The sequence below is a fragment of the Streptomyces sp. NPDC002463 genome (genome assembly GCF_042889835.1).
Taxonomy (GTDB): domain Bacteria; phylum Actinomycetota; class Actinomycetes; order Streptomycetales; family Streptomycetaceae; genus Streptomyces; species Streptomyces nymphaeiformis.
In genome coordinates this window covers 274,737-296,991 of record NZ_JBIARL010000010.1, presented here as the reverse complement: position 1 = coordinate 296,991, position 22,255 = coordinate 274,737, and the positions used below count along the sequence as shown (strand labels likewise).

Below are 22,255 nucleotides of genomic sequence, written 5' to 3'. Positions count from 1 at the left end.
GGTGCGGGGCAGGGCACCGGAGCCTCTGGCGCCGGCAAGGGCGCCGTCCGTCGTGCCCACCCTCCCCCAAGCTCTCGGCTTCGCTCGAGCAGGGGGGACCCCCTCGCCCCAGCGGAACGCATGCCCACAACGGGCGCCGTGTCAGGGGGCGTCGGGGGGCGTCCTGAGGCGGGTTCGTTCGTACGCCGCGAATTCCGGGTGGTGGAGGTCGAACGCCGGCGCCTCCGACCGGATCCGCGGAACCCGCTCGAAGTTGTGACGCGGTGGCGGGCACGACGTCGCCCATTCGAGGGAGCGCCCGTACCCCCAGGGGTCGTCGACCTCGACCTTCTCCCCGTACCGCCACGTCCGCCACACGTTGTAGAGGAACGGCAGCGTGGACATGCCGAGCAGGAAGGCCCCGATGGTGGACACCGTGTTGAGCGCGGTGAAGCCGTCGGCCTCCAGGTAGTCGGCGTACCGGCGGGGCATGCCCTCCGCGCCGAGCCAGTGCTGGACGAGGAACGTCAGGTGGAAGCCGATGAAGAGGGTCCAGAAGTGGATCTTCCCGAGCCGCTCGTCGAGCATCCGGCCGGTGAACTTGGGCCACCAGAAGTGGAAGCCCGCGAAGGTCGCGAAGACGACGGTGCCGAAGACCGTGTAGTGGAAGTGGGCGACGACGAAGTACGAGTCGGTGACCTGGAAGTCCATCGGCGGCGAGGCGAGGATGACGCCGGTGAGCCCGCCGAAGAGGAAGGACACCAGGAAGCCGACGGACCAGAGCATCGGGGTCTCGAAGGACAGCGAGCCGCGCAGCATCGTCCCGGTCCAGTTGAAGAACTTCACTCCGGTGGGCACCGCGATGAGGAACGAGAGCATCGAGAAGAAGGGGAGCAGCACCGCGCCGGTCGCGAACATGTGGTGTGCCCAGACCACCACGGACAGGCCCGTGATCGCCATGGTCGCGCCGACGAGCGTCACGTAGCCGAAGATCGGCTTGCGGGAGAAGACCGGGATGATCTCGCTGACGATCCCGAAGAACGGCAGCGCGATGATGTAGACCTCGGGGTGGCCGAAGAACCAGAAGAGGTGCTGCCAGAGCAGCGCGCCGCCGTTCTGGGGCTGGAAGACCAGGGTGCCGAGGCGCCGGTCGGCCTCCAGGACGAGGAGCGCCGCCGCGAGGACGGGGAAGGCGGCGAGCACCAGGATCGTGGTGAAGAGGACGTTCCAGGTGAAGATCGGCATCCGGAACATGGTCATGCCGGGCGCCCGCATGCCGACGATGGTGGCGAGGAAGTTCACCGAGGTGAGGATCGTGCCGAAGCCGGAGAGCGCGAGCCCCATGATCCACAGGTCGGTGCCGACGCCCGGCATCCGTTCCAGGCTGTTCAGCGGGGCGTAGGCGGTCCAGCCGAAGGCGGCGGGTCCGGTGGGGGTGAAGAGGGAGCCGAGCACCATCAGGCCGCCGAAGAGGAACAGCCAGTACGAGAACATGTTCAGCCGCGGGAAGGCGACGTCGGGGGAGCCGATCTGCAGTGGCACGAGCTCGTTCGCGAAGCCGGCGAAGGTCGGTGTGGCGAAGAGCAGCAGCATGATCGTGCCGTGCAGGGTGAAGGCCTGGTTGAACTCCTGGTTCGTGATCAGCTGCAGCCCGGGGCGGGCCAGCTCGGCCCGCATCAGCATCGCCAGGAGCCCGGCGAACAGGAAGAAGACGAACGAGGTGGCCAGATACAGGTGGCCGATCTTCTTGTGGTCGGTGGTGGTGAGCCAGTCGATCAGGATGCGGCCGTGCCGTTGCCGGGCCGATTCGGCGGCCGCGGTCGCTGTCCCGTTGCTCATCCTGCCTCCGCCTCGCCGTCGTCCCGGCTCCGCGTCTCCGGGCGTTCGGACAGCGTAAGCATTCTGTAAGGGAAGAGTGCGTGGCTCGCGTGCGCGTCGCCGACGCAATTCGGGACGGGGCGCCGGAAGAAGGGAATTGAACGGGCCTTCGCGGCGCTTCTGCGGACTTCGTGTGAACGGATGGGAGGCCTTCTCAATTACTGGAGAAACGGCCGGATACCGGGCCCGCGACTGACGGTCGGACAGGTCAAACATATGTCGAGAACTTGTGACACAAGCGTGACCGCGGAGGGACTAACGTGAGGTTCATGTCACCCACTTCGCGCACTCCCGAACCGCCCCGCGACGCTCCCGAGTCCTATGTGGGCCTGGCCGCCGAGGGGGCCGAGCAGCTCGCCAGGACCCGTGGCTGGAGCGTCGTCCGGTGCCTGCCGCCCGGCTCGATCATCACCATGGAGTACCTGTCCGGTCGCATCAACTTCGAGGTCGAGGACGGCACCGTCACCCGCTGCTGGCTCGGCTGAGGGGCCGGACCGCACGCGAAAGGGCCCCGGCCGTACCGGCCGGGGCCCTTCTGCGCTGCGTGTCAGCCGCGGGTCGCCGGGGCGCGCCGCCCGCCGGCCACCCCCACGGGCTCCCGTACGGGCTCGCGTACGGGCTCGCGGACCGGGCGCGGACCTCCCGAGGCCACGGGCAGCGAGGGCACGAGCCGGCGACGGTCCCGCAGCCGCTCCCTGACCCGGTCGCGCGCGGCGAGGATCCAGGCCTCGGAGACGGCCAGGACCGGCTCGCACCAGGGCAGCGCGAGCAGGACGAGCAGCCCGGCGGCCCAGCCGAGCAGCACGTCGCTCAGCCAGTGCGTGCCCAGGTAGACGGTGGTGAGGCCGACGCCGAGAGCGACCACCGCGGAGAGGGCCGACAGATAGCGCCGGGCTCTCGGGGTGGTCGCCAGGTAGGCGAGGATGCCCCAGGTCACGACCGCGTTGGCGGTGTGCCCCGAGGGGAATATGTCGCCGCCCCCGAAGAGCTCGGGGGAGCCGATCTGGGTCGCGTAGTGGGGCCCGAGGCGGCCGAGCCCGATCTTGACCGCACCCACCGAGACGTTGAGCAGCAGAAGTGCGGCGCCGAGGCACAGCAGGGGCCGCAGGGTGTGCTGGCGCCAGGAGCGCCAGCCCAGCCAGGCGGCCACCATGACGGCCGTCGGGCCGCGCTGGCCGAGGACGACGTAGTAGTCGAGGAAGCCGTGGATCTCGGGCCACTGCTGGTACGGCCGGAAGAGCATGATCTTCCAGTCGAGGGTCACCAGTCCCGTCGACAGCAGGACGGCCACGACGATGGCGAGATAGAACGCCGACGTCCCGCCGAAGAGGGCGAGACGCGTGCGGGTCATCCGCGGGACCTCTATCTTCGGCGGTTCCGGCTCCCGGTCCAGCCGGGCAAAGATGTCGGTACGCACCCAATCGACGTTACAGGGAGTGAGAAGCAGACCCGGTCGTTCCGCTCCCTTCGTGATGACCATGTGATGTGGAGTAGGTCTCAGCGACCGGTCCATTCCGGGCACCGGTCGGGAAATCAGATGACCTTCGGCACTAATGTCGGACGGGGTGATTCCGGAAGCTTGTTTGAGTGTGCGGGAATTTCCTCAAACAGACGTCCGTGCGGAATTCCATGCGACGCACGGCCCCCGTCGAGTGGCGTACGCCACACCACGAGCCCCGCCGAGGTGAGAGCTGCACCACGCGCTCGGGCCTTGAACTCGCGTACGCTGACGGCTCACTCGCCCGTCGATGCCGGGCCGCCCCCGGGGCATAAGCCCTGGTCACAGCCCACCGAGCGCGAGAGCTTCACTGGGAGGTACGTACATGTCGCGGACGAACACGGCCCAAGAACGACCGCGTTCCCCCGTCGGCGGCGGCGCCAACCGCTGGGTCGTCCTCGTCGTCCTCTGCGTCAGTCTTCTCCTGGTCGCCCTCGACGCGACCATCCTTCACGTCGCCGTCCCCTCGCTGACCGAGGACCTGCGCCCCAGTTCCACCGCGCTGCTCTGGATCGTCGACGCCTACCCCCTGGTCTGCGCGTCGCTGCTGATCCTCTTCGGCACCCTCGGCGACCGGGTCGGCAGACGGAGAGTGCTCCTCCTCGGCTACGCGCTCTTCGGGATCGCCTCGGCGGTCGCCGCGCTCGCCACCGAGCCCTCCGTCCTCATCGGGGCCCGCGCGCTGCTCGGCGTCGGCGGCGCGATGATCATGCCGGCCACGCTCTCCATCCTCCGGACGGTCTTCCCCGACCGGAGGGAGCGCGCCACCGCCATCGGCATCTGGACGGCCACCGCCGCGATCGGGGCCGCCACCGGGCCGGTGCTCGGCGGCTTCCTCGTCGAGAACTACTGGTGGGGCTCCGTCTTCCTCATCAACATCCCGCTGATGGCGCTGATCCTTCCGCTCGGCCGACGGCTCCTCCCCGAGTCCCGGGGCGCCGCCGACGGCCCCTGGGACGTGCTCGGCGCGCTCATGGCCGCGGCCGGAGTGCTCGGCTGCGTCCTCGGCGTCAAGCGTGCCGGGGCCGGCGACCCGCTGCTCACCCTGGAGACCGCCGGGCCGCTGCTGCTCGGCGCCACGCTCCTCGTCCTCTTCGTGCGGAGGCAGAAGCGGCGCCCGCACCCGCTGATCGACCTGCGGCTCTTCTCCCGGGCGGCCTTCACCACCTCGGTCGGCTGCATCGTCATCGGCATGCTGGCCCTGGTCGGCCTGGAGCTCATCGCCATCCAGTACCTCCAGCTGGTCCTCGGCCTCAGCCCCCTGGAGACCGGGCTCCGGCTCCTCCCGCTGACCTTCGCCGCCATGGCCGCCGGCGCGACCGGCTCGTACACCCTGCGCAGGATCGGGCCGCGCCGGATGGTCGGCTGGGGCTTCCTGCTCACCGCCGCCGCGGTGCTGCTGCTCACGTTCATGGGGCAGCACGATCGGCCGGCGCTGCTCACGGTGGGCTTCGTGCTGCTCGGCTTCGGCCTGCAGACCACGCTCTTCTCGGCGTACGAGTCGATGCTCAGCGAGGCGCCGCAGGGGAGCGCGGGCGGCGCGGCGGCGATCGGCGAGACCTCGTACCAGCTCGGCGCGGGCATGGGCATCGCGCTGCTCGGCAGTGTGATGAACGCGGCGTACGCCCCCGGGCTCGCCTCGGTGCCCGGAGTGCCCGCGGAGGCGAGCAGGGCCGCCGCGAACTCGCTCGGCGAGGCGTACAAGGTCGCCGATCAGCTCGGCGGCACGGCAGGTGTGGCCCTGCACCAGGCCGCGCGGCACTCCTTCGTGAACGGTCTGCACGTCACGCTCTTCGTGAGCGCCGGCCTGCTGCTCGTCGGCGCGCTGATGGCCCAGCGGTTGCCGCGGGTCATGGAATGCCCGGTGGACCCGGAAGAGGCCTTCGACGCCAGGGAGGCCGAGGGGGTGCGTGCGGCCGCAGGGGGCCCGGAGGGCCTGGACCGGGGCGCGGAGCCGGCCGGGGCCGGGGCCGTACTCGGGGCGGCGGGGGCGCCGGAAGCGGCGCCCGCCGATCCGTCGGAGCGGACCGGTGTCTCGGGAGTGCCCGGTCCCTCGGAGCGGTCCGGGTCGGCGGGGTGGGCCGGTGTCTCGGGAGTGCCCGGTCTTCCGGAGCGGTCCGGGTCGCCGGAGCGGCCTGGTGTCTCGGGGCAGCCCGGTTCCTCGGGGACGCCCGGCATCTCGGAGCGGGCCGGTGTCCCGGAGCCGTCCGGTTGTCCGGAGGGCGTCGAGCCGCGGGTGCCCGCGACTCGGGAAGCGATCGAGCCCGCCGGCTCGGGGCGTCCGGCGCACTGACCCGACCGCGTCGGGAGGTGCCCGGCCGGGCCGGCGGACCCGCTCAGCTCTGGTTGAAGAAACCGTCCTGCTGACGTCGGCCCGTCTCGCCGGTGACGATCTGGGTGTCGGCGGGGGTCAGCAGGAAGACCCGCGTCGCCACGCGCTCGATCGAGCCGCGCAGGCCGAAGGCGAGACCGGCGGCGAAGTCGACGACGCGCTTGGCGTCGTTCGGCTCCATCGCGGTCAGGTTCACGATCACCGGAACCCCGTCCCGGAAGAGCTCGCCGATGCCCCGGGCGTCCCGGAAGCCGTCCGGGGAGACGGTGGCGATCCGGCGGCCCCGCTCCTCGGCGGTGTCCGTGGCCACCCGGACCCGGGGGTCCGTCACCCAGGCGTCGCCGCCCTCGGCACCGTCGGCGTACTCGTCGTCGTAGTAACGCTCGTCGTTGTCCTCGACGAGTCCCAGCCAGGCACTCGCCTTGCGCACCGATCCCATGGACGCCTCCTTTCAGCGCGGTCACTTGTGGTTCCGCAATCCCTATCGTCGTCCATGATGCGGATCGCGCGCCAAGTGGATAGGCGCCGCGCAGAGGATTCGTGACGGTACTGGTGCAGAACGTGAGGGCCGTTTCCTGGCGATTCGTCAGGAAACCTGCGGTATGGGGGGCCTGATGGAGGGCCATGCAGCTGAAAATATGAAAGTCGGGTCACAAGGGTGACGATGGGCGCGTACGGGTGAACGTCCCCACTCGCTACGATGCCGCGGGGCCGCCCGGCGGACCTCCGCCCGCCACCGCCCACGACTCACGGGGGAGTCCTTGTTCGGCATCGTCAGACCCTGCACCCATCGCCTCACCGACGGGCTCAAGACCGAGTGGATGGCCCACCTCTGCGGCCTCTGCCTGGCGCTCCGCGCCGACCACGGGCAGTTCGCCCGGGTCGTCACCAACTACGACGGCCTCATCGTCTCCGTCCTGACGGAGGCTCAGACCGGCGTCACCGAGGCGGGCCGCCGCACCGCGGGCCCCTGCGCCCTGCGCGCCATGAAGACCGCCCCCGTCGCCCGCGGCGAGGGCGCCAGGCTCGCCGCCGCCGTCTCCCTCGTCCTCGCCTCGGCGAAGGTACGGGACCACGTCGCCGACCGGGACGGCCTGTTGGCCCGCCGGCCCGTCGCCGCCGCGGCCCGCCGCGTCGCCCGCTCCTGGGACCGGGCGGGCGCCAGGACCGGGCGGGACCTCGGCTTCGACACCGCCGTCCTCGTCGACGCCGTCGACCGCCAGACCGGCATCGAGGCCCTTGCCGGACCCGGCACCCCCCTGCTCGCCGTCACCGAGCCGACCGAGACGGCGACCGCCGCCGCTTTCGCGCACACCGCCGTCCTCGCGGGACGGCCGGGGAACGCGGAACCGCTCGCCGAGGCCGGCCGCCTCTTCGGCCGCCTCGCCCACCTCCTCGACGCCGTCGAGGACCAGGCCGCCGATGCCGCGAGCGGCGCGTGGAACCCGCTCACCGCCACCGGCACCTCCCGCGAGGAGGCCCGCCGGCTCGCCGACGACGCCCTCCGCGGCATCCGTCTCGCGCTGAAGGACGCCGAGTTCGCCGACGGCAAGCTCGCCCACGTCCTCCTCGCCCACGAGCTGCGCACCTCCGTCGACCGCGCCTTCGGCACGACCAGCTGTTCGCACGGCGCGCCGGGGGCGGCGCACGGCCCGGTGCCGGGGAACCCGTACGCCACCCCGAACGGGCCGGTGCCCGGCAACCCGTACGCCCCCGGCGGACCCGGCGGCCCGGGCGGGCCCTACGTCCCCGGCCCCGGCGGCCCGGGCGGCCCCGGCGGGCCGCTCCCGCCCGAGCCGCCGAACCGGCGCGGTCTGATAGCCGGCTGCGCCCTCTGGATCGGCATGGCCTGCACCTGCCAGATGTGCTGCGGGACCTTCGAGGACCCCTGGAGCCGTCGGCGGCGCGAGGGGCTCTGCCAGCAGTGCGATTGCGGAGACTGCTGCGACTGCTGTGACTGCTGCAGCAACTGCTCCTCCTGCTGCGAAGGGGACTGCTGCTGCGGGGACTGCAACTGCGGCTGCGACTGCTGACGTACCGTCGGAATTCCGCAGCCCCAACCGGACTCCCGTCGGGTCCCGCGCGCCGCCGCTACTTCTTCGGCGCCGGGATCTCCGGCGGGGAGATCCGCGACCGCTCGATGCCCGAGCCGGTCACCCCCCACTTCCTCAGGATCCGGTCGTACGTCCCGTCGGCCTTCAGGCCGTTCACCGCCGCCTGGAAGGCCGGCGCGAGCGGGGTGCCCTTCTTGAAGGCGAAGCCGACGTCGAGCCGCCGGTACTCGTTCAGGAACTTCACGTTCTTCTGCTGCGTCACCGCGTACCGCACGCCGTTGATCGTGTTCATCACGACATCGCTGCGCCCCTGCTGGAGCGACATCCAGATCGCCCCGGCCTCGCTGTAGACGTTCACCTCGTACGCCGGCTTCCCGGCCTGCGCGCACCGGTCCTTGTTCTTCTCCAGGGTCCGCTCGAAGGTCGTACCGGCGTTCACGGCCACCTTCAGGCCGCACAGCCGGGTGAGGTCGGTGACCGCCTTCAGGGTGCTGTCCGCCCGGGCGGCGAAGCCCTGCCCGTCGTTGATGTACGTCACGAAGTCGATGGTCTTGCGCCGCTCCTCGGTCACGCCGAAGTTCCCGGTGCCGACGTCGTACTTGCCGCTGTCGAGCGCCGGCAGGATCGCCTCGAAGCCGACCACCTCGCGCTTCAGCTCCAGGCCGAGGGCCTTCGCCACGGCGGCCGAGAAGTCGGCGTCCACCCCGACGACGGTCCTGCCGTCCGGCAGGTAGGCCGAGCTGGGCGGCGTCGCCACCGAGGAGGCGAGCGTCAGGCTTCCGCGCTGCCGCACATCGGCGGGGAGCAGCTTCACCGCCGCCTCGTTCTTCTTCACCGCGGAGACCACGTCCTCGGTCGGGAGCGCGCCCTTCGCGGCACCCTGTGCTCCCGTGGCCCCGGCCGGGGCGGTCGCGGGCTCGCCGCCCGAGCAGGCGGTGAGGCCGAGCGCGGCCGCGGTGATCAGGGCGAAGACGAGGGTGGTGCGTGCGGTGCCGGAACTCGTGCGCGTACTCATGGCTTCGGGTTCTCCAGGAATTTCTCGAACGGCAGCGGGCCGATCGACTCGGGATCGGCGGACACGTCGAAGAGCGGGCGGTAGCCGCTCGCCAGGTAGAGGCCCTTGGCCTCGGGCTGACGCGGCCCCGTCGTGAGGTAGACGCGGGAGTAGCCGCGGGCGGCGGCCTCCCGTTCGAGCACGGTGAGGACCCGGCGGGCGAGACCGCGTCTGCGGTGCGCCGAGTGCGTCCAGATCCTCTTCAGCTCGGCGGTGTCGTCGTCGTAGCGGCGGTACGCGCCGCCCGCGACGGGCCGGCCCTGCTCCAGGAGGAGCAGGAAGGCACCGTGCGGAGGGGCGAACTCCGCCGCCGGGTAACGGCTCAGATCGTGCGCGGAGCCGTACCGGGTCGTGTACTCGTACGCCAGCTCGTCGAGGAGCGGGCGGGCCAGGGGATCGGTGGTCGTGGTCCGGTGCACGGACAACGCGAAGGTCATGACGGTCCTTCAGGGCGAAGGAGGGCGAAGGAGAAGAGAAGTGCGCGAGGGGAGGGGAGAGCTCAGGCGCTCACGTGGGGCCCGGGTGTGGAGGCGCCACGGCAGCAGGGTGTGAAGACGCCGCGGAAAACAGCACGCGGGCGGGGAGAAGCAGAGGGTCGGCTCAACAGGAAGAGGACCACACGCGACCGAAGTCGATGTGGGAGCGCGTGACCAGCTGCTGCGGATGCATGGCCACAGTTGAACAGGCATCCGGTCCCGCGTCAACCGCGATGAGACGTACGGCTCACAGTGCGGACACCCTTGACAGCAGGCCGTGTTGACCGCATAGCCTCGAAGGGCGGATCGGGCTGAGGGGCCCGGATCCGCGGCTCAGCGCGTGTGAAGGCGCATCCCGTGTTCGATCCGCCCTCTGGCATCCACGGAGCCCTCGCATGTCCGCGACCCTCGTCAAAAGCCCTTCCACGGCCCCGCCGGCCGAACCGCCCCCGCGCGTCGTCCCCGCCCGCCGCACCGGCCAGTGGACCGCGGCCGCCGCCGTCCTCGCCCTGCTCGCGCTCGCCCTCGTCTCGGTCGTCCGCAACAAGGCCTTCCAGTGGGACGTCGTCGCCGAGTACTTCACCTCCGCGTCCGTCCTGCGCGGCCTCGGCCTCACCCTGTGGCTGACCGCCCTCGTCATGGCCCTCGGCTTCGTCCTGGGCACCCTGCTCGCCGTCCTCAGGCTCTCCGCCAACCCCGTGCTCCGCGCGGTCAGCTGGGGCTACGTCTGGTTCTTCAGGTCCACCCCGATCCTGGTCCAGCTGCTCTTCTGGTTCAACATCGGCGTGCTCTACCCGCAGATCCTCGGGGTGAACACGGTCAACCTCCTCGGCCCCGTCGCCGTCGCCGTCATCGGCCTCACTCTGCACGAGGCCGCCTACGCCGCCGAGGTCGTCCGCGGCGGCATCCTCTCCGTCGACCGGGGCCAGATCGAGGCCGCCCAGTCCCTCGGCCTCGGCCGCCGGCGCCGGCTCACCCGGATCGTGCTGCCGCAGGCCATGCGCGCGATCGTCCCGCCCGCCGGAAACATGCTGATCGGCACCCTCAAGGGCACCTCCATCGTCTCCGTCATCGCCGTCCAGGACCTGCTCTACTCGACCCAGCTCGTCTACCACCGCACGTACGAGATCATCCCGCTGCTGCTCGTCGCCACGCTCTGGTACGTCGCCGTCACCTCGATCCTCGGCATCGGCCAGTACTACGTCGAGCGGCACTACGCCCGCGGAACGGCCGGTGCCCGATGAGCCCGCGTCCGTCGATCGTGGTCGTGGGCGCCGGGCCGCGGGGGACCGGCTTCCTGGAGCGGCTCGCCGCCAACCTGCCCGAGCTGTACGGCGACGAGCCCCTCGACGTCCACCTCGTCGACCCGCACCCGCCGGGACCCGGCCGGATCTGGCGCACCGAACAGTCCCCGCTGCTCTGGATGAACTCCCAGGCCGAGGACGTCACGATGTTCACCGACGAGACCGTCGACCTCGAAGGACCCGTCCGCCCCGGCCCCACCCTCGCCGAATGGGCCGGCATCGAAGGGCGCACCTTCCCCACCCGCCCCCAGCAGGGCGCCTATCTCCGCTGGGTGTACGAGCGGGCCCGCGACGCCCTGCCCGCCTCCGTAACCGTCCACGAGCACCGCACCACCGCCCTGCGGATCAGCGGGCCCCGCGACGGACGCCAGCGGGTCCGGCTCGAAGGCGCCTCCGCCCCCCTCCTCGCCGACCTCGTCGTCCTCACCGTCGGCCACGTCGGCGCCGAACCCGACCCGGAGCAGCGGCGGCTCGCCGGCTTCGCCGACCGCCACGGGCTCGTCCACCTCCCGCCCGACTTCACCGCCGACGCCGACCTCTCCGCCCTCCCCGCCGGCGAACCCGTCCTCGTCCGCGGCTTCGGCCTCGCCTTCGTCGACCTGATGGTGCTGCTCACCGAGGGCCGCGGCGGACGGTACGAGGGCGAGGGCGACGAGCTCGTCTACGTCCCCTCCGGCAAGGAACCGGTGCTGCACGTCGGATCGCGCCGGGGCGTCCCGTACCACTCGAAGATCGGCTACGTCCTCGACGGCGAACGGCCCCCGCTACCCCGCTTCTTCGGCCCCGACCAGACCGACGCCCTGCTCCGGCGCACCGGGACGCTCGACTTCCGGCGCGACGTCTGGCCGCTCATCGACAAGGAACTCGGCTGGGCCCACTACCACCGGCTCTTCTCCACCCACCCCGAGCGGACCTCGCTCGACTGGAGCGACTTCGAGAAGGCCTACGAGGAGGCACCGCCGCGCGGGGCCGAACTCGCCGCGGTCGTCGCCGCCGCCGTCCCCGACCCCGCCGACCGGCTCGACCTCGACGCCCTCGACCACCCCCTGGACGGCATCCGCTACGACTCCGCCGAAGCCCTCCAGCACGGCCTGCGCGGCTACGTCACCGACGATCTGACCCGCCGCCACGACCCCGCCCACAGCCCCGATGCCGCCGTCTTCGCCGGCCTGCTCTCCGTCTACGGCCAGCTCCTGCGCCTCGGCCGCCGCGTCGACCCCGACGGCTGGTGGCACGGCTTCTTCAGCTACCTCGCCTCCGGGCCGCCCGGACCCCGGCTCCGGCAGCTCCTCGCGCTCTCCCGCGCCGGCGTCGTCCGCTTCCTCGGCCCGCAGGTCACCGTCGAGACCGACGAGGAACACGGCCTCTTCCGGGCCGCGTCCGCCGCCCTGCCGGGGGAGTGGACCGAGGCCCGCGCCCTCGTCGAGGCCCGCATCCCCGAACCCGTCCCGGAGCACACCGCCAGCCCGCTGCTCCGCGCCCTGTACGAGGAGGGGGCCAGGGTCACCCCCGGCGGCCTCCTCGTCGTCGACCCCGGCGACGGGCGCCTCCTGGACCACGACGGGCGCCCGCACCCGCGCCGCTTCGCCCTCGGCCCGCACACCACCGCCCGCACCGGGGCGGGCTTCACCCGGCCCCGTACCGGCGGGGCCGGATTCCGGCAGAACGACGCCACAGCGCGGGCCGCCCTGGCCCTCCTGCGGGACCGGGTGTGTCGGCGCCCCGCCCCGCTGAGCGCCTGAAACCCGCTGCCCGACCGTCTCCGAGGAACCGCCATGTCTCTCACCAGCGATCCGCCCGTCACGAAGGAACCCGTCACCACGCCGCCGGCCTCCGGCGGACTCGTCGTCGTGCCGGTGCGCCACCCCTGGCGCTGGGTGGCCGTCGCCGTCACCGCCGTCCTGCTCGTCCAGTTCGCCCACGGCCTCGCCACCAACCCCGGCTGGGAATGGGACGTCTTCGCCGCCTTCTTCACCACCGAGACGATCCTGCGGGCCGTCTGGGTCACCCTCCAGCTCACCTTCTACGGCACCGCGCTCGGCTTCGCGATCGGCATCGTGCTCGCCTTCATGCGGCTGTCCGCCAGCCCGTTCCTGCGGTCGGTCGCCTTCGGCTACATCTGGGCCTTCCGCTCCATCCCGCTCATCGTCCAGCTGCTCTTCTGGTTCAACCTGGCCTACCTCTACAAGGAACTGAGCATCGGGATCCCGTTCGGGCCGAGCTTCCTCTCCTTCGACACCATGGGCCTCGTCGGCGAGATGAGCGCCGCCGTCCTCGGGCTCGCCCTGCACCAGGCGGCCTACGCGGCGGAGATCGTCCGGGGCGGCGTACTCGCCGTGGACGAGGGCCAGTTGGAGGCCGCCGCCTCCCTCGGCATCCCCAGGCTCCGGCAGGTGCGGCGGATCGTGCTGCCGCAGGCGATGCGCTCGATCCTGCCCAACGCCGCCAACGAGATCATCTCGCTCTTCAAGGGCACCTCGATCGTCTCCGTTATGGCGATCGGCGAACTCTTCTACCAGGTCCAGGTCGTCTACGGGCGCAACGGACGCGTCGTCCCGCTCCTGATGGTCGCCACCGCCTGGTACGTCCTGCTCACCACCGCGCTCTCCGTCGTCCAGCACTACGTCGAACGCCACTATGCGAAGGGGAGCACCCGATGAGCTCCGTCACCGCTTCCGTCGATGCCACCGCCAAGGTCGAGATCCGCTCCGTCCACAAGCGCTTCGGTGCCCTCCACGTCCTGCGCGGCATCGACCTCGACGTCCGGGCGGGCGAGGTCACCGTCGTCCTCGGCCCCTCGGGCTCCGGCAAGTCCACCCTGCTGCGGACCATCAACCACCTGGAGAAGGTCGACAGCGGCACGGTCGGCGTCGACGGTGTCCTCGTCGGCTACCGCCGCTCCGGGAACAAGCTCTACGAGCTGCGCGAGCGCGAGATCCTCAAACAGCGCACCCGGATCGGCTTCGTCTTCCAGAACTTCCACCTCTTCCCGCACCTCACCGTCCTGGAGAACATCGTCGAGGCGCCCGTCTCGGCCCTGAAGCGCCCCCGCAAGGACGCCGAGGCCACGGCCCGCGCGCTGCTCGAACGCGTCGGACTCGCCGACAAGGCCGAGGCCTACCCCAAGCAGCTCTCCGGCGGACAGCAGCAGCGCGTCGCCATCGCCCGCGCGCTCGCCCTCGAACCGAGCCTGCTCCTCTTCGACGAGCCGACCTCCGCGCTCGACCCCGAACTCGTCGGCGAGGTCCTCGACGTCATCAAGGACCTGGCCGCCTCCGGCACCACCATGATCGTCGTCACCCACGAGATCGGCTTCGCCCGTGAGGTCGCCGACACCGTGGTCTTCATGGACGAGGGCCGGATCGTCGAGCAGGGCTCGCCGGCCGAGGTGCTCGACAACCCGCGCCACGAGCGGACCCGGGCCTTTCTCTCCAAGGTCCTCTGACCCTTCCTTTCTCTCGTACAACAGGAGTCACTGCCATGCAGACCCGTCGCACCCTCCTCACCGCCCTCGCCTCGCTCACCGCCCTCGGGGTCCTCACCGCCTGCGGCTCGGGCGACGCCGCCGTCGGCGAGATCAAGCCCGAGGGGCAGAAGAACACCGGCATCAACGTCGGCCCGAACCAGAACCGCGTCCACACCGCCAAGGTCGACGCGATCGCCGGCAAGCTGCCCGAGGCCGTCCGCAAGAGAGGCACCCTGATCCTCGGCGTCTCCGCCAAGAGCAACCCGCCGCTCGCCTTCCGCGCCACCGACGACACGACGCTGATCGGCGTCGAGCTCGACCTCGCCACCCTCGTCGCCGACACCCTCGGTCTGAAGCCCGAGTTCGACCCGGTCTCCTGGGAGAACCTCTTCGTCGGCCTGGACAGCGGCAAGTACGACGGCGTCTTCTCCAACGTGACCGTCACCGAGGAGCGCAAGGACAAGTACGACTTCGCGACCTACCGGCTCGACGACCTCGCCTTCGAGGCGAAGAAGGGGTCCGGCTGGACGGTGAAGGGCCCCGAGGACGTGTCCGGCAAGCGGATCGCCGTCGGCAGCGGCACCAACCAGGAGAAGATCCTCGTCGACTGGTCCCGGCAGAACGAGAAGGCCGGCCGCAAGGGCGTCGACATCAAGTACTACGACAACACGACCGACTACTACCTCGCGCTCCAGTCCGGTCGGATCGACGGCTACCTCGGGCCCAACCCCACCGTCGCCTACCACGTGGCCTCCGCCGGCCAGACCGAGTCCGTCGGCAAGTTCTCCGGGGCGGGCGCGGGACTCCAGGGCAAGATCGCGGCCACCACGAAGAAGGGCAGCGGCCTCGTCTCCGCGTACGCGGCCGCGATCGACCACATCGTCGAGAACGGCACCTACGCGCAGGTCCTCAAGCGGTGGGGGCTGAGCAACGAGGCCGTGCAGAAGTCGGAGATCAACCCGCCCGGCCTGCCCCGCACCAAGAACTGACCCCCGGGCCGGGTCCGCCGGGGCCGGGGCCTCCGTGGAGGAGGCGGGGTCCGGACCGCGTCTCACCGCGCTTCGCGCGAGTTCAAGACGCTTCTACGTCCGGGCACCACCTCCCCCGCCCCGGCCCTCCCGCCGTTGTCGTCTTCCGGGCCCGTTCCCCCGTACCGAGAGAGACCCGCATGACCAGTGACCGACCGCTTCATCTCGCCGCCGAGATCGCCTCGGGCGCCGGGCCCGACGCCGCCCGTCGTACGCTCGCGCTCGCCCGGCTCGCCGAGGCCGCCGCGCTCGACTTCCTCACCCACGACGACACCTTCGCCGGGCCCGGCCTCGACGCGCTCGCCGTCCTCGCCCGGATCGCCCCCGAGACCCGCTCCGTCGGCCTCGTGCCGACCGTCACCACCACCCACACCGAGCCGTTCCACGTCCAGGCCGCCGTCGCCACCCTCGACTGGGTGAGCCGGGGCCGGGCGGGCTGGCGGATCGCGGTCTCCCCGACCGGTGCCGAGGCCCGGCTCGTCGGCCGCCGCCCCGCGCCGCCCACCGCCGAGCTCTGGCAGGAGGCCGGCGAGGTCGCCGAGGTCTCCCGGAAGCTGTGGGACAGCTGGGAGGACGACGCCGAGATACGGGACGTGACGACCGGGCGGTTCGTCGACCGCCGCAAGCTGCACCACGTCGATTTCCAGGGCGCGACCTTCTCGGTCAAGGGGCCCTCCATCGTGCCCCGGCCCCCGCAGGGCAACCCGGTGACCGTCGTCGACGCCACCCGCCCGGCCGCCCGCGACACCGCGGCCCACCACGCCGACGTGGCCCTGATCAGCGCCGCCTCCGCCGAGGAGGCCGCCGCGCTGCGCGCCGAACTGCACCGGGGGGCCCGCGCCCACGGCCGGGACCCCGGGCAGCTGTGTGTCCTGCTCTCGTCGACCGTCGATCTCGACGTGTACGAGGGCGGGGCCGGGGCGCTCGCCGAGTTGATCGCCGGTTGGCACGGGGGCGGGGCGGTCGACGGCTTTCATCTCGTGCCGGCCGTGGGGGAGCGGGATCTGGAGCGGTTCACCTCGGAGACCGTGGCCCGGCTCAGGGAGCGCGGGCTGTTCCGTACGGACTACGAGGGGACCACCCTCCGCGATCACCTGGGGCTCGCCCGGCCGGTCAGTCAGTACGCGAAGGCGGGGGCCTCCGCATGAGCCGGAAGCAGATCCGTCTCGCCGCGCACTTCCCCGGCGTCAACTCGACGACCGTATGGGCCGATCCGCGCTCCGGTTCGCAGATCGACTTCTCCTCCTTCGAGCATCTGGCCAGGACCGCCGAGCGCGGGCTCTTCGACTTCTTCTTCCTCGCCGAGGGGCTGCGGCTGCGCGAGCACGCGGGGCGCATCCACGACCTGGACGTCGTCGGCCGGCCCGAGTCGATCACCGTCCTGAACGCGCTCGCGGCCGTCACCGACCGGCTCGGCCTCGCCGCCACGGTGAACGCCACCTTCAACGAGCCGTACGAACTGGCCCGGCGGCTCGCCTCGCTCGACCACCTCAGCGCGGGCCGGGCCGCCTGGAACGTGGTCACCTCTTCCGACGCCTTCACCGGTGAGAACTTCCGGCGCGGCGGCTATCTGGACCGTGCCGACCGGTATGCGCGGGCGGCCGAGTTCCTCGGTGCGGTACGGGAGTTGTGGGATTCCCGGTCCCCGGGCGGGGAGCCGGGGGCCTTCGCCCACAGCGGGCCACAGTTCCGGATCGAGGGCTCGTTCCCCGTGCCGCGTTCCCCGCAGGGGCAGCCGGTCGTCATCCAGGCCGGGGACTCCGCCGAGGGGCGGGAGTTCGCGGCCTCCGCCGCCGATGTGATCTTCACCCGGCACTCGACCCTGGAGGCCGGCCGGGAGTTCTACGCCGACGTCAAGGGGCGGCTCGCCCGGTACGGGAGGGAGCCCGGTGACCTGAAGATCATGCCGGGGGTGACGTACGTCCTCGGCGACAGCGATGCAGACGCGCAGGAGCGGGCGGCCGGGATCCGGCGGCAGCAGGTCTCCCCGCAGAACGCGATCCTCGCGCTCGAACAGGTCTGGGGACGCGACCTCTCCGGCTACGATCCCGACGGGCCGCTTCCGGACATCGACCCCGACCCGGACTCGACGCTCGTCCAGGGGCGGGTGCGGGTCGCCGACCCCGTCGCGGTGGCGAGGAAGTGGCGGGCGCTGTCCGAGGCGAAGGGGCTCTCGATCCGTCAGACGGTCATCGAGTCCACCGGCCGGCAGTCCTTCGTGGGCTCCCCGGCGACGGTCGCGGCGGCCCTGGAGGAGTTCGTCGCCACCGACGCCGCCGACGGCTTCATCCTCGTCCCGCACCTCACCCCGGGCGGCCTCGACGACTTCGTCGACCAGGTCGTTCCGCTGCTCCAGGAGCGCGGGGTCTTCCGTACGGAGTACACGGGCACGACGTTGCGCTCGCACCTCGGCCTTCCCGATCCCGTATGGAAAGGTGGCACACCATGAGCACGGATCCACAGCAGGACTGGCAGCACTGGCACGAGCAGCGCGAGGCCGCGGTCGCCTCCTCGTACGGCCCGCTCTCCCTCACGGGCACCCACTGGCTCGCGGACTTCCCCGAGGGTCGGATTCCGGCCATTCCCGGTGAGTGGCGGGAGGACGGCGACGAGGTCCTCCTGACAGCCGTCGCCGAGGACGGGATCACCGTCGACGGCAAGCCCTTCACGGGCACGGTCCGGCTCACCGCCGACCACGCCCCGATCCACGAGTCCCGGGTCGAGTCGGCGGGCCGGCGGCTCGTGGTGCTGCGGCGCGAAGGGCTCTGGGCCGTACGGGACTTCGATCCCGGCTCGGAGGCGCGCAGCGCCTTCCGGGGCATCGAGGCCACCCCGTACGACGAGCGCTGGGTGGTGCCCGGTGTCTTCCGTCCGTACGGGGAGACGCGCAGCGTACGGGTGGAGAACGCCGACGGCCGGGAGCGCGGTCTCGGCCTCGCCGGGGAGCTGGTCTTCGAGCTGCACGGAGGGGAGCACGTCCTCCAGGCGGCCGTCGAGGACGACGGCTCCCTGTGGGCGGTCTTCGCGGACGCCACCAGCGGGCGGGACAGCTACCGCTTCCGTTTCCTGCGGCCCGAGGCACCGGCCGAGGACGGCTCGGTGACGGTCGACCTCAACCGCGCCCTGCTGCCGCCGTGCGCCTTCGCGGACCACTTCATCTGCCCCTTCCCGCCGCCCGGGAACACGCTCGACACCGCGGTGGCGGCGGGGGAGAGGCGACTGAACCCGGCCTGAGCAGGCCTTCTCCGAGAGAACCGCGGATGACGGGCGCCCCCGGCCGGGACGGCCGGGGGCGCCCGTCCGTGCGGCGGTCTTGTGCGTCCGCTCCGGGAGGGCCACTATCACTGGCGGTGCATGTCAGGAACACGTCACCTGATGGCATCTCACGGGCCCGACATCCACGGGCCCTCCGCTTTTTCCGAGAAGGAGGAGCACAGTGAGGAAAACCCGCACCCGCCTGCTCGCCGTCGCCGCCGGTCTCGCCGCCGCGACCGCCCTCGGACTTCCCGGCGCCCAGGCCGCCCCCGCGCCCGGTCCCGCAGGAGCCGCCCAGCTCGCCCGCGCCGACGCCGCCGTCGAGGCCGCCGGGGTCGGCGGCACCGCCTGGTACGTCGACCAGGCGTCGGGCCGGGTCGTGGTCACCGCCGACTCCACCGTCACCGACGCCGGCCTCGCCAAGATCCGGAGAGCGGCCGGCGCCGACGCCGCGGCCCTCCGCGTCCAGCGCACCCCCGGCGTCCTCAAGCCCCTGCTCGCCGCCGGCGACGCCATCTACGGCGGCGGCTACCGCTGTTCGCTCGGCTTCAACGTGCGCAGCGGCTCCACGTACTACTTCCTGACCGCCGGCCACTGCGGCAACGTCGCCAACACCTGGTACACCAACTCGGCGCAGTCGACCCTCATCGGCGCCACCGTCGGCTCCAGTTTCCCGGGCAACGACTACGCCCTCGTCCGCTACGACAACACCTCGCTCGCCCACACCGGCGGCTTCACCGCGGCCGACGCCTACGTGGGCGAGTCCGTCAAGCGCTCCGGATCCACCACCGGCACCCGCAGCGGCACGGTCACCGGCCTCAACGCCACCGTCCACTACTCCAGCGGCGGCACGGTGAAGGGCCTGATCCAGACCAACGTCTGCGCCGAGCCCGGCGACTCCGGCGGCGCGATGTACGACGGCACCAAGGCGCTCGGCCTCACCTCCGGCGGCAGCGGCAACTGCTCCACCGGCGGCACCACCTTCTTCCAGCCGGTGCCGGAGGCGCTCGCCAAGTACAACGTCAGCCTCTTCTGATCCCCGTACGGACACCCACTGATCCCCCCCACAGGAGGAACAAGAAGTGACCACCCCCACGAAGAAGTTCCGGCTGCTCGCCCTCACCGCCGGTCTCGTCGCCGCCGCCGCGACGCTCGGCGTCCCCACCGCGAACGCCGACTCCGCGCAGACGTTCAGCGCCACCCAGCTCACCGAGGCGGGCGACGCCGTCCTCGCCGCCGACGTCGCCGGCACCGCCTGGCGCGTCGACACCGCCACCGGCAAGGTCGTCGTCACCGCCGACTCCACCGTCTCCCAGGCCGAGATCGCGAAGATCAAGCACCGGGCCGGGGCCAACGCCGGAGCCCTGCGCATCGAGCGCACCCCCGGCACGTTCAACAAGCTGATCTCCGGCGGCGACGCCATCTACGCGAGCAGCTGGCGCTGCTCGCTGGGCTTCAACGTCAAGGACAGCGCGGGGAACTACTACTTCCTCACCGCCGGCCACTGCACCGACGGCGCGGGCACCTGGTGGTCGAACTCCACCCACAGCACCGTGCTCGGCTCCACCGCCGGGTCGAGCTTCCCGACCAACGACTACGGCATCGTGCGCTACACCAACACCTCGGTCACCAAGTCCGGCACGGTCGGCAGCGTCGACATCACCAGCGCCGCCAACGCCACCGTCGGCATGTCCGTCACCCGCCGCGGCTCCACCACCGGCATCCACAGCGGCACGGTGACCGGCCTGAACGCCACCGTGAACTACGGCGGCGGCGACATCGTCTACGGCATGATCCAGACCAACGTCTGCGCCGAGCCCGGCGACTCCGGCGGCCCGCTCTATTCGGGCAGCAAGGCGATCGGCCTCACCTCGGGCGGCAGCGGCAACTGCTCCTCGGGCGGGACGACCTTCTTCCAGCCCGTGACCGAGGCGCTGAGCGCGTACGGGGTCAACGTGTACTGATCCCCCGGCCCCCAGGCATGCGGAAGGCCCCCCGTTGCGGCGCGGGGGGCCCTCTGCGTGTTCTACGGATGCTCCGGCACCTCCGGGGGGATCCGCTCCGCCGTCCGCTCCCGCTTCACCGAGGACATCACCAGGGTGACGGCCGCGCCGACCATCGCCCAGACCGACAGGACCACCATCGAGGCGGTCATGTCGTTGCCCTTGAAGTACGCGATCGAGCGCGCCGCCCAGGTGCCCGCGCCCGGCGGCAGGTACGGGCCGATCGCCCGCCAGAACGGCGGCAGCATCGGCAGCGGGAAGGCGCCGCCCGCGCTCGGGTTGCCGGCGATCACGATGAGCAGGATCGCCAGGCCGATGCCGACGATCCCGAAGACGGACTGGAGGGCGAGGGTGGCGGCGCCGACGGCGAAGACCACCAGGGTGCCCAGGCCCCACAGGGCCGCGACGCTGCCGGGCAGGGCGCCGAGGATCGGACCGACGATGATCGCGCCGCCGAGACCGCCGAGGGCCGCGTAGAGCGCCAGGGCTCCGAGGCGGATGATCGCGCGCTCCCGGTTCGCGGGCCGGGCGCCCGCGCTGATCGCCAGGATCGCGGCGCAGATGTAGCCGCCGACGCACCAGCCGATGACCAGGTAGAAGGCGGAGAGGCCGTTGAAGTCCTGGGAGGAGGACGGGGCCACGTCGACGGTCCGCACGAGGCGCTGGTTGGCGGCCTCCAGCGTCGTGATCATCGCCTCCAGGGTCGCGGAGAGTACCTTTCCGCCGCCCGAGGCGACGAGCAGGGTGTCGGTGCGGCCGCGCGGGTCGACGATCAGGGCCCCGTCGATCTCCCGGTTCAGGATCTGGTCCCGGGCCTCGGCCTCGGTCGCGACCACGCGCGGGTCGAAGGGGTCGCCGGGCAGCTTCTCCAGCCGGTCCGTCACGGCGGTGGCGACCTGCTGCTGGGGGGCGACCACGCCGAAGGGGACGTCCGTGGGTTTCGGATTGTGCAGGGCCCCGACGTACGAGGTGATGAACAGGAGCTGGAGGGCGAAGACGCCGACGACGAGCAGGGCGGCTCGTGGGGTGACGGCACTTTTCAGTTCATCGACGAAGCTCATGCCCCCACGCTCCGGGGCGGGGGGTGTCCCCGCAGGTGGGAGGCGCCCGAATGGCTGACCGCCGACTGGTGGGCGGGGCCGGATGCCTGGCCGCTCCTGCGTATCGAGCGAATGCTCGAAAACGAGGCCTCGCCGCTCGCGCCGCCGAGCGGGGCATGGACGCGCCCGCCCCGACCGACCGCGACGCCCTCTCGTCCGCTTCGCCAGGGCGTGCGAGAAGGAGGGGGCCGTCCCCTGTTCGGCGTGGACCTCGCGTACGAGCCGGCCGGCGCCGCCGAGCCCGCTCCCGCCGACCGGGATCCGCCCACCGGGCGCCCGTCCGGGGCGGCGCCCTCGTCGACGAGTCCGCGCCCCGCGCCCTGTACGGCGTCGACTGCGTCGTCGGCGCCGGGCCCCACCCGATGCCGGCCCGGCTGACAGCCCGTGAGGCCCGGCCCGGCATCACCCTGGTCGTCGAGGACCCGGCGGTCTTCCCGCGCGACCGGCCACTCCCGCGGCCTCAGCACCCTCGCGTACGCGATCCACGACTCCTTCGGCCTCCGGCGTGCCCGCGTCCGCGCCCCCGCCCCGCGCGCCGAGGGCCTCGCCCCCGCCGGACACGCCGCCCACCGGCCGGCCTTCGACCCGACCGGCGACGAGGCCCGCCGCGTCGAGGCGGTCGCGGACCGCGCCCGGACGAAGTGCGGACCGAAGGCGGTGCTGCCGGGCTCGCCGGCGGCCTGACCGTGCCGTCGTGACGACACGGCACTTTTTACCGACGCGTAACTTCCCACCGAAGCTACCCGTGCGTAGCTTGGCCGGAGAGCATCCCCACTTGTGGTCCGGACCGCAGGGCACAGCACCCCCACCTTCCCCTTGAGCCGCAAG

General features: G+C 72.0%; 20 protein-coding genes. 14 read left to right on the top strand and 6 right to left on the bottom strand.

Going from position 1 to position 22,255, the window contains the following annotated elements:
- Window positions 1–141 precede the first annotated feature (141 nt).
- The gene (gene ctaD, locus ACFYX3_RS22100; protein WP_389015862.1) at window positions 142–1,818 is read right to left on the bottom strand and encodes a cytochrome c oxidase subunit I; all 1,677 of its coding nucleotides are present in this window, start codon (window positions 1,816–1,818) and stop codon (window positions 142–144) included.
- 308 nt (window positions 1,819–2,126) lie between these two features.
- On the opposite strand from ctaD, the gene ACFYX3_RS22095 reads away from it, so the two are divergent.
- Window positions 2,127–2,342, top strand: a complete 216-nt coding sequence (locus ACFYX3_RS22095; protein WP_116161772.1) for an I78 family peptidase inhibitor — start codon at window positions 2,127–2,129, stop codon at window positions 2,340–2,342.
- A gap of 62 nt (window positions 2,343–2,404) precedes the next feature.
- Here the strand turns inward: ACFYX3_RS22095 and ACFYX3_RS22090 are convergent, their stop codons facing one another.
- Window positions 2,405–3,274, bottom strand: a complete 870-nt coding sequence (locus ACFYX3_RS22090; RefSeq protein WP_389015858.1) for a phosphatase PAP2 family protein — start codon at window positions 3,272–3,274, stop codon at window positions 2,405–2,407.
- Window positions 3,275–3,680: 406 nt separating this feature from the next.
- On the opposite strand from ACFYX3_RS22090, the gene ACFYX3_RS22085 reads away from it, so the two are divergent.
- Window positions 3,681–5,648, top strand: coding sequence for an MFS transporter (locus ACFYX3_RS22085; protein ID WP_389015855.1), 1,968 nt, complete (start codon window positions 3,681–3,683; stop codon window positions 5,646–5,648).
- Between the two features lie 43 nt (window positions 5,649–5,691).
- Here ACFYX3_RS22085 and ACFYX3_RS22080 read toward each other — a convergent pair whose 3' ends face one another.
- Complete coding sequence (locus ACFYX3_RS22080) at window positions 5,692–6,126, bottom strand: cell division protein SepF (protein ID WP_015032577.1); 435 nt, start codon at window positions 6,124–6,126, stop codon at window positions 5,692–5,694.
- A gap of 322 nt (window positions 6,127–6,448) precedes the next feature.
- On the opposite strand from ACFYX3_RS22080, the gene ACFYX3_RS22075 reads away from it, so the two are divergent.
- Window positions 6,449–7,720, top strand: coding sequence for a DUF5685 family protein (locus ACFYX3_RS22075; RefSeq protein WP_389015852.1), 1,272 nt, complete (start codon window positions 6,449–6,451; stop codon window positions 7,718–7,720).
- Window positions 7,721–7,778: 58 nt separating this feature from the next.
- Here ACFYX3_RS22075 and ACFYX3_RS22070 read toward each other — a convergent pair whose 3' ends face one another.
- Together ACFYX3_RS22070 and ACFYX3_RS22065 are read right to left on the bottom strand one after the other, a co-directional pair.
- Window positions 7,779–8,756: an ABC transporter substrate-binding protein gene (locus tag ACFYX3_RS22070; protein ID WP_389015849.1), complete on the bottom strand. Its 978-nt coding sequence runs from the start codon at window positions 8,754–8,756 to the stop codon at window positions 7,779–7,781.
- Window positions 8,753–9,232, bottom strand: a complete 480-nt coding sequence (locus ACFYX3_RS22065; protein WP_359511236.1) for a GNAT family N-acetyltransferase — start codon at window positions 9,230–9,232, stop codon at window positions 8,753–8,755. Before ACFYX3_RS22065 ends, ACFYX3_RS22070 begins: the two co-directional genes overlap by 4 nt.
- A 434-nt stretch (window positions 9,233–9,666) precedes the next feature.
- Here ACFYX3_RS22065 and ACFYX3_RS22060 point away from each other — a divergent pair, with 434 nt between their 5' ends.
- The 10 genes from ACFYX3_RS22060 to ACFYX3_RS22015 all read left to right on the top strand — a co-directional run bounded on the left by ACFYX3_RS22060 (window position 9,667) and on the right by ACFYX3_RS22015 (window position 20,288).
- Window positions 9,667–10,515, top strand: a complete 849-nt coding sequence (locus ACFYX3_RS22060) for an amino acid ABC transporter permease (RefSeq protein ID WP_382660457.1) — start codon at window positions 9,667–9,669, stop codon at window positions 10,513–10,515.
- The gene (locus ACFYX3_RS22055) at window positions 10,512–12,317 is read left to right on the top strand and encodes an FAD/NAD(P)-binding protein (protein WP_389015844.1); all 1,806 of its coding nucleotides are present in this window, start codon (window positions 10,512–10,514) and stop codon (window positions 12,315–12,317) included. Before ACFYX3_RS22060 ends, ACFYX3_RS22055 begins: the two co-directional genes overlap by 4 nt.
- Before the next feature lie 33 nt (window positions 12,318–12,350).
- Window positions 12,351–13,235, top strand: a complete 885-nt coding sequence (locus tag ACFYX3_RS22050) for an amino acid ABC transporter permease (RefSeq protein WP_389015841.1) — start codon at window positions 12,351–12,353, stop codon at window positions 13,233–13,235.
- Entirely contained in the window at window positions 13,232–14,020 is a 789-nt protein-coding gene (locus ACFYX3_RS22045) for an amino acid ABC transporter ATP-binding protein (RefSeq protein WP_376594420.1), read from the top strand. The genes ACFYX3_RS22050 and ACFYX3_RS22045 overlap by 4 nt, the downstream gene beginning before the upstream one ends.
- 35 nt (window positions 14,021–14,055) lie before the next feature.
- The gene (locus ACFYX3_RS22040) at window positions 14,056–15,030 is read left to right on the top strand and encodes an ABC transporter substrate-binding protein (RefSeq protein ID WP_389015837.1); all 975 of its coding nucleotides are present in this window, start codon (window positions 14,056–14,058) and stop codon (window positions 15,028–15,030) included.
- A 179-nt stretch (window positions 15,031–15,209) separates the two neighbouring features.
- Window positions 15,210–16,217, top strand: coding sequence for an LLM class flavin-dependent oxidoreductase (locus tag ACFYX3_RS22035; RefSeq protein WP_389015834.1), 1,008 nt, complete (start codon window positions 15,210–15,212; stop codon window positions 16,215–16,217).
- On the top strand, window positions 16,214–17,518 hold the full coding sequence (locus tag ACFYX3_RS22030) for an LLM class flavin-dependent oxidoreductase (RefSeq protein WP_389015831.1): 1,305 nt from the start codon (window positions 16,214–16,216) through the stop codon (window positions 17,516–17,518). Before ACFYX3_RS22035 ends, ACFYX3_RS22030 begins: the two co-directional genes overlap by 4 nt.
- Window positions 17,515–18,303: a DUF1684 domain-containing protein gene (locus ACFYX3_RS22025; protein WP_389015828.1), complete on the top strand. Its 789-nt coding sequence runs from the start codon at window positions 17,515–17,517 to the stop codon at window positions 18,301–18,303. The genes ACFYX3_RS22030 and ACFYX3_RS22025 overlap by 4 nt, the downstream gene beginning before the upstream one ends.
- Window positions 18,304–18,505: 202 nt before the next feature.
- Complete coding sequence (locus tag ACFYX3_RS22020) at window positions 18,506–19,360, top strand: S1 family peptidase (RefSeq protein ID WP_389015825.1); 855 nt, start codon at window positions 18,506–18,508, stop codon at window positions 19,358–19,360.
- Between the two features lie 46 nt (window positions 19,361–19,406).
- Window positions 19,407–20,288: a S1 family peptidase gene (locus ACFYX3_RS22015; RefSeq protein ID WP_376593367.1), complete on the top strand. Its 882-nt coding sequence runs from the start codon at window positions 19,407–19,409 to the stop codon at window positions 20,286–20,288.
- Window positions 20,289–20,350: 62 nt separating this feature from the next.
- On the opposite strand, the gene ACFYX3_RS22010 is transcribed toward ACFYX3_RS22015, so the two are convergent.
- On the bottom strand, window positions 20,351–21,388 hold the full coding sequence (locus ACFYX3_RS22010) for a DUF3533 domain-containing protein (RefSeq protein WP_389015822.1): 1,038 nt from the start codon (window positions 21,386–21,388) through the stop codon (window positions 20,351–20,353).
- 423 nt (window positions 21,389–21,811) lie between these two features.
- Here ACFYX3_RS22010 and ACFYX3_RS22005 point away from each other — a divergent pair, with 423 nt between their 5' ends.
- Window positions 21,812–22,111 (top strand): hypothetical protein, encoded by a 300-nt coding sequence (locus tag ACFYX3_RS22005; RefSeq protein WP_389015819.1) that lies wholly within the window; start codon window positions 21,812–21,814, stop codon window positions 22,109–22,111.
- Window positions 22,112–22,255: the final 144 nt, after the last annotated feature.

What these genes read in the sequence shown, in the direction of transcription:
- ctaD (WP_389015862.1), bottom strand. Translation starts at nt 1,818, where the DNA reads ATGAGCAACGGGACAGCGACCGCGGCCGCCGAATCGGCCCGGCAACGG.
- ACFYX3_RS22095 (WP_116161772.1), top strand. Translation starts at nt 2,127, where the DNA reads ATGTCACCCACTTCGCGCACTCCCGAACCGCCCCGCGACGCTCCCGAG.
- ACFYX3_RS22085 (WP_389015855.1), top strand. Translation starts at nt 3,681, where the DNA reads ATGTCGCGGACGAACACGGCCCAAGAACGACCGCGTTCCCCCGTCGGC.
- ACFYX3_RS22080 (WP_015032577.1), bottom strand. Translation starts at nt 6,126, where the DNA reads ATGGGATCGGTGCGCAAGGCGAGTGCCTGGCTGGGACTCGTCGAGGAC.
- ACFYX3_RS22070 (WP_389015849.1), bottom strand. Translation starts at nt 8,756, where the DNA reads ATGAGTACGCGCACGAGTTCCGGCACCGCACGCACCACCCTCGTCTTC.
- ACFYX3_RS22065 (WP_359511236.1), bottom strand. Translation starts at nt 9,232, where the DNA reads ATGACCTTCGCGTTGTCCGTGCACCGGACCACGACCACCGATCCCCTG.
- ACFYX3_RS22060 (WP_382660457.1), top strand. Translation starts at nt 9,667, where the DNA reads ATGTCCGCGACCCTCGTCAAAAGCCCTTCCACGGCCCCGCCGGCCGAA.
- ACFYX3_RS22055 (WP_389015844.1), top strand. Translation starts at nt 10,512, where the DNA reads ATGAGCCCGCGTCCGTCGATCGTGGTCGTGGGCGCCGGGCCGCGGGGG.
- ACFYX3_RS22050 (WP_389015841.1), top strand. Translation starts at nt 12,351, where the DNA reads ATGTCTCTCACCAGCGATCCGCCCGTCACGAAGGAACCCGTCACCACG.
- ACFYX3_RS22045 (WP_376594420.1), top strand. Translation starts at nt 13,232, where the DNA reads ATGAGCTCCGTCACCGCTTCCGTCGATGCCACCGCCAAGGTCGAGATC.
- ACFYX3_RS22040 (WP_389015837.1), top strand. Translation starts at nt 14,056, where the DNA reads ATGCAGACCCGTCGCACCCTCCTCACCGCCCTCGCCTCGCTCACCGCC.
- ACFYX3_RS22035 (WP_389015834.1), top strand. Translation starts at nt 15,210, where the DNA reads ATGACCAGTGACCGACCGCTTCATCTCGCCGCCGAGATCGCCTCGGGC.
- ACFYX3_RS22030 (WP_389015831.1), top strand. Translation starts at nt 16,214, where the DNA reads ATGAGCCGGAAGCAGATCCGTCTCGCCGCGCACTTCCCCGGCGTCAAC.
- ACFYX3_RS22025 (WP_389015828.1), top strand. Translation starts at nt 17,515, where the DNA reads ATGAGCACGGATCCACAGCAGGACTGGCAGCACTGGCACGAGCAGCGC.
- ACFYX3_RS22010 (WP_389015822.1), bottom strand. Translation starts at nt 21,388, where the DNA reads ATGAGCTTCGTCGATGAACTGAAAAGTGCCGTCACCCCACGAGCCGCC.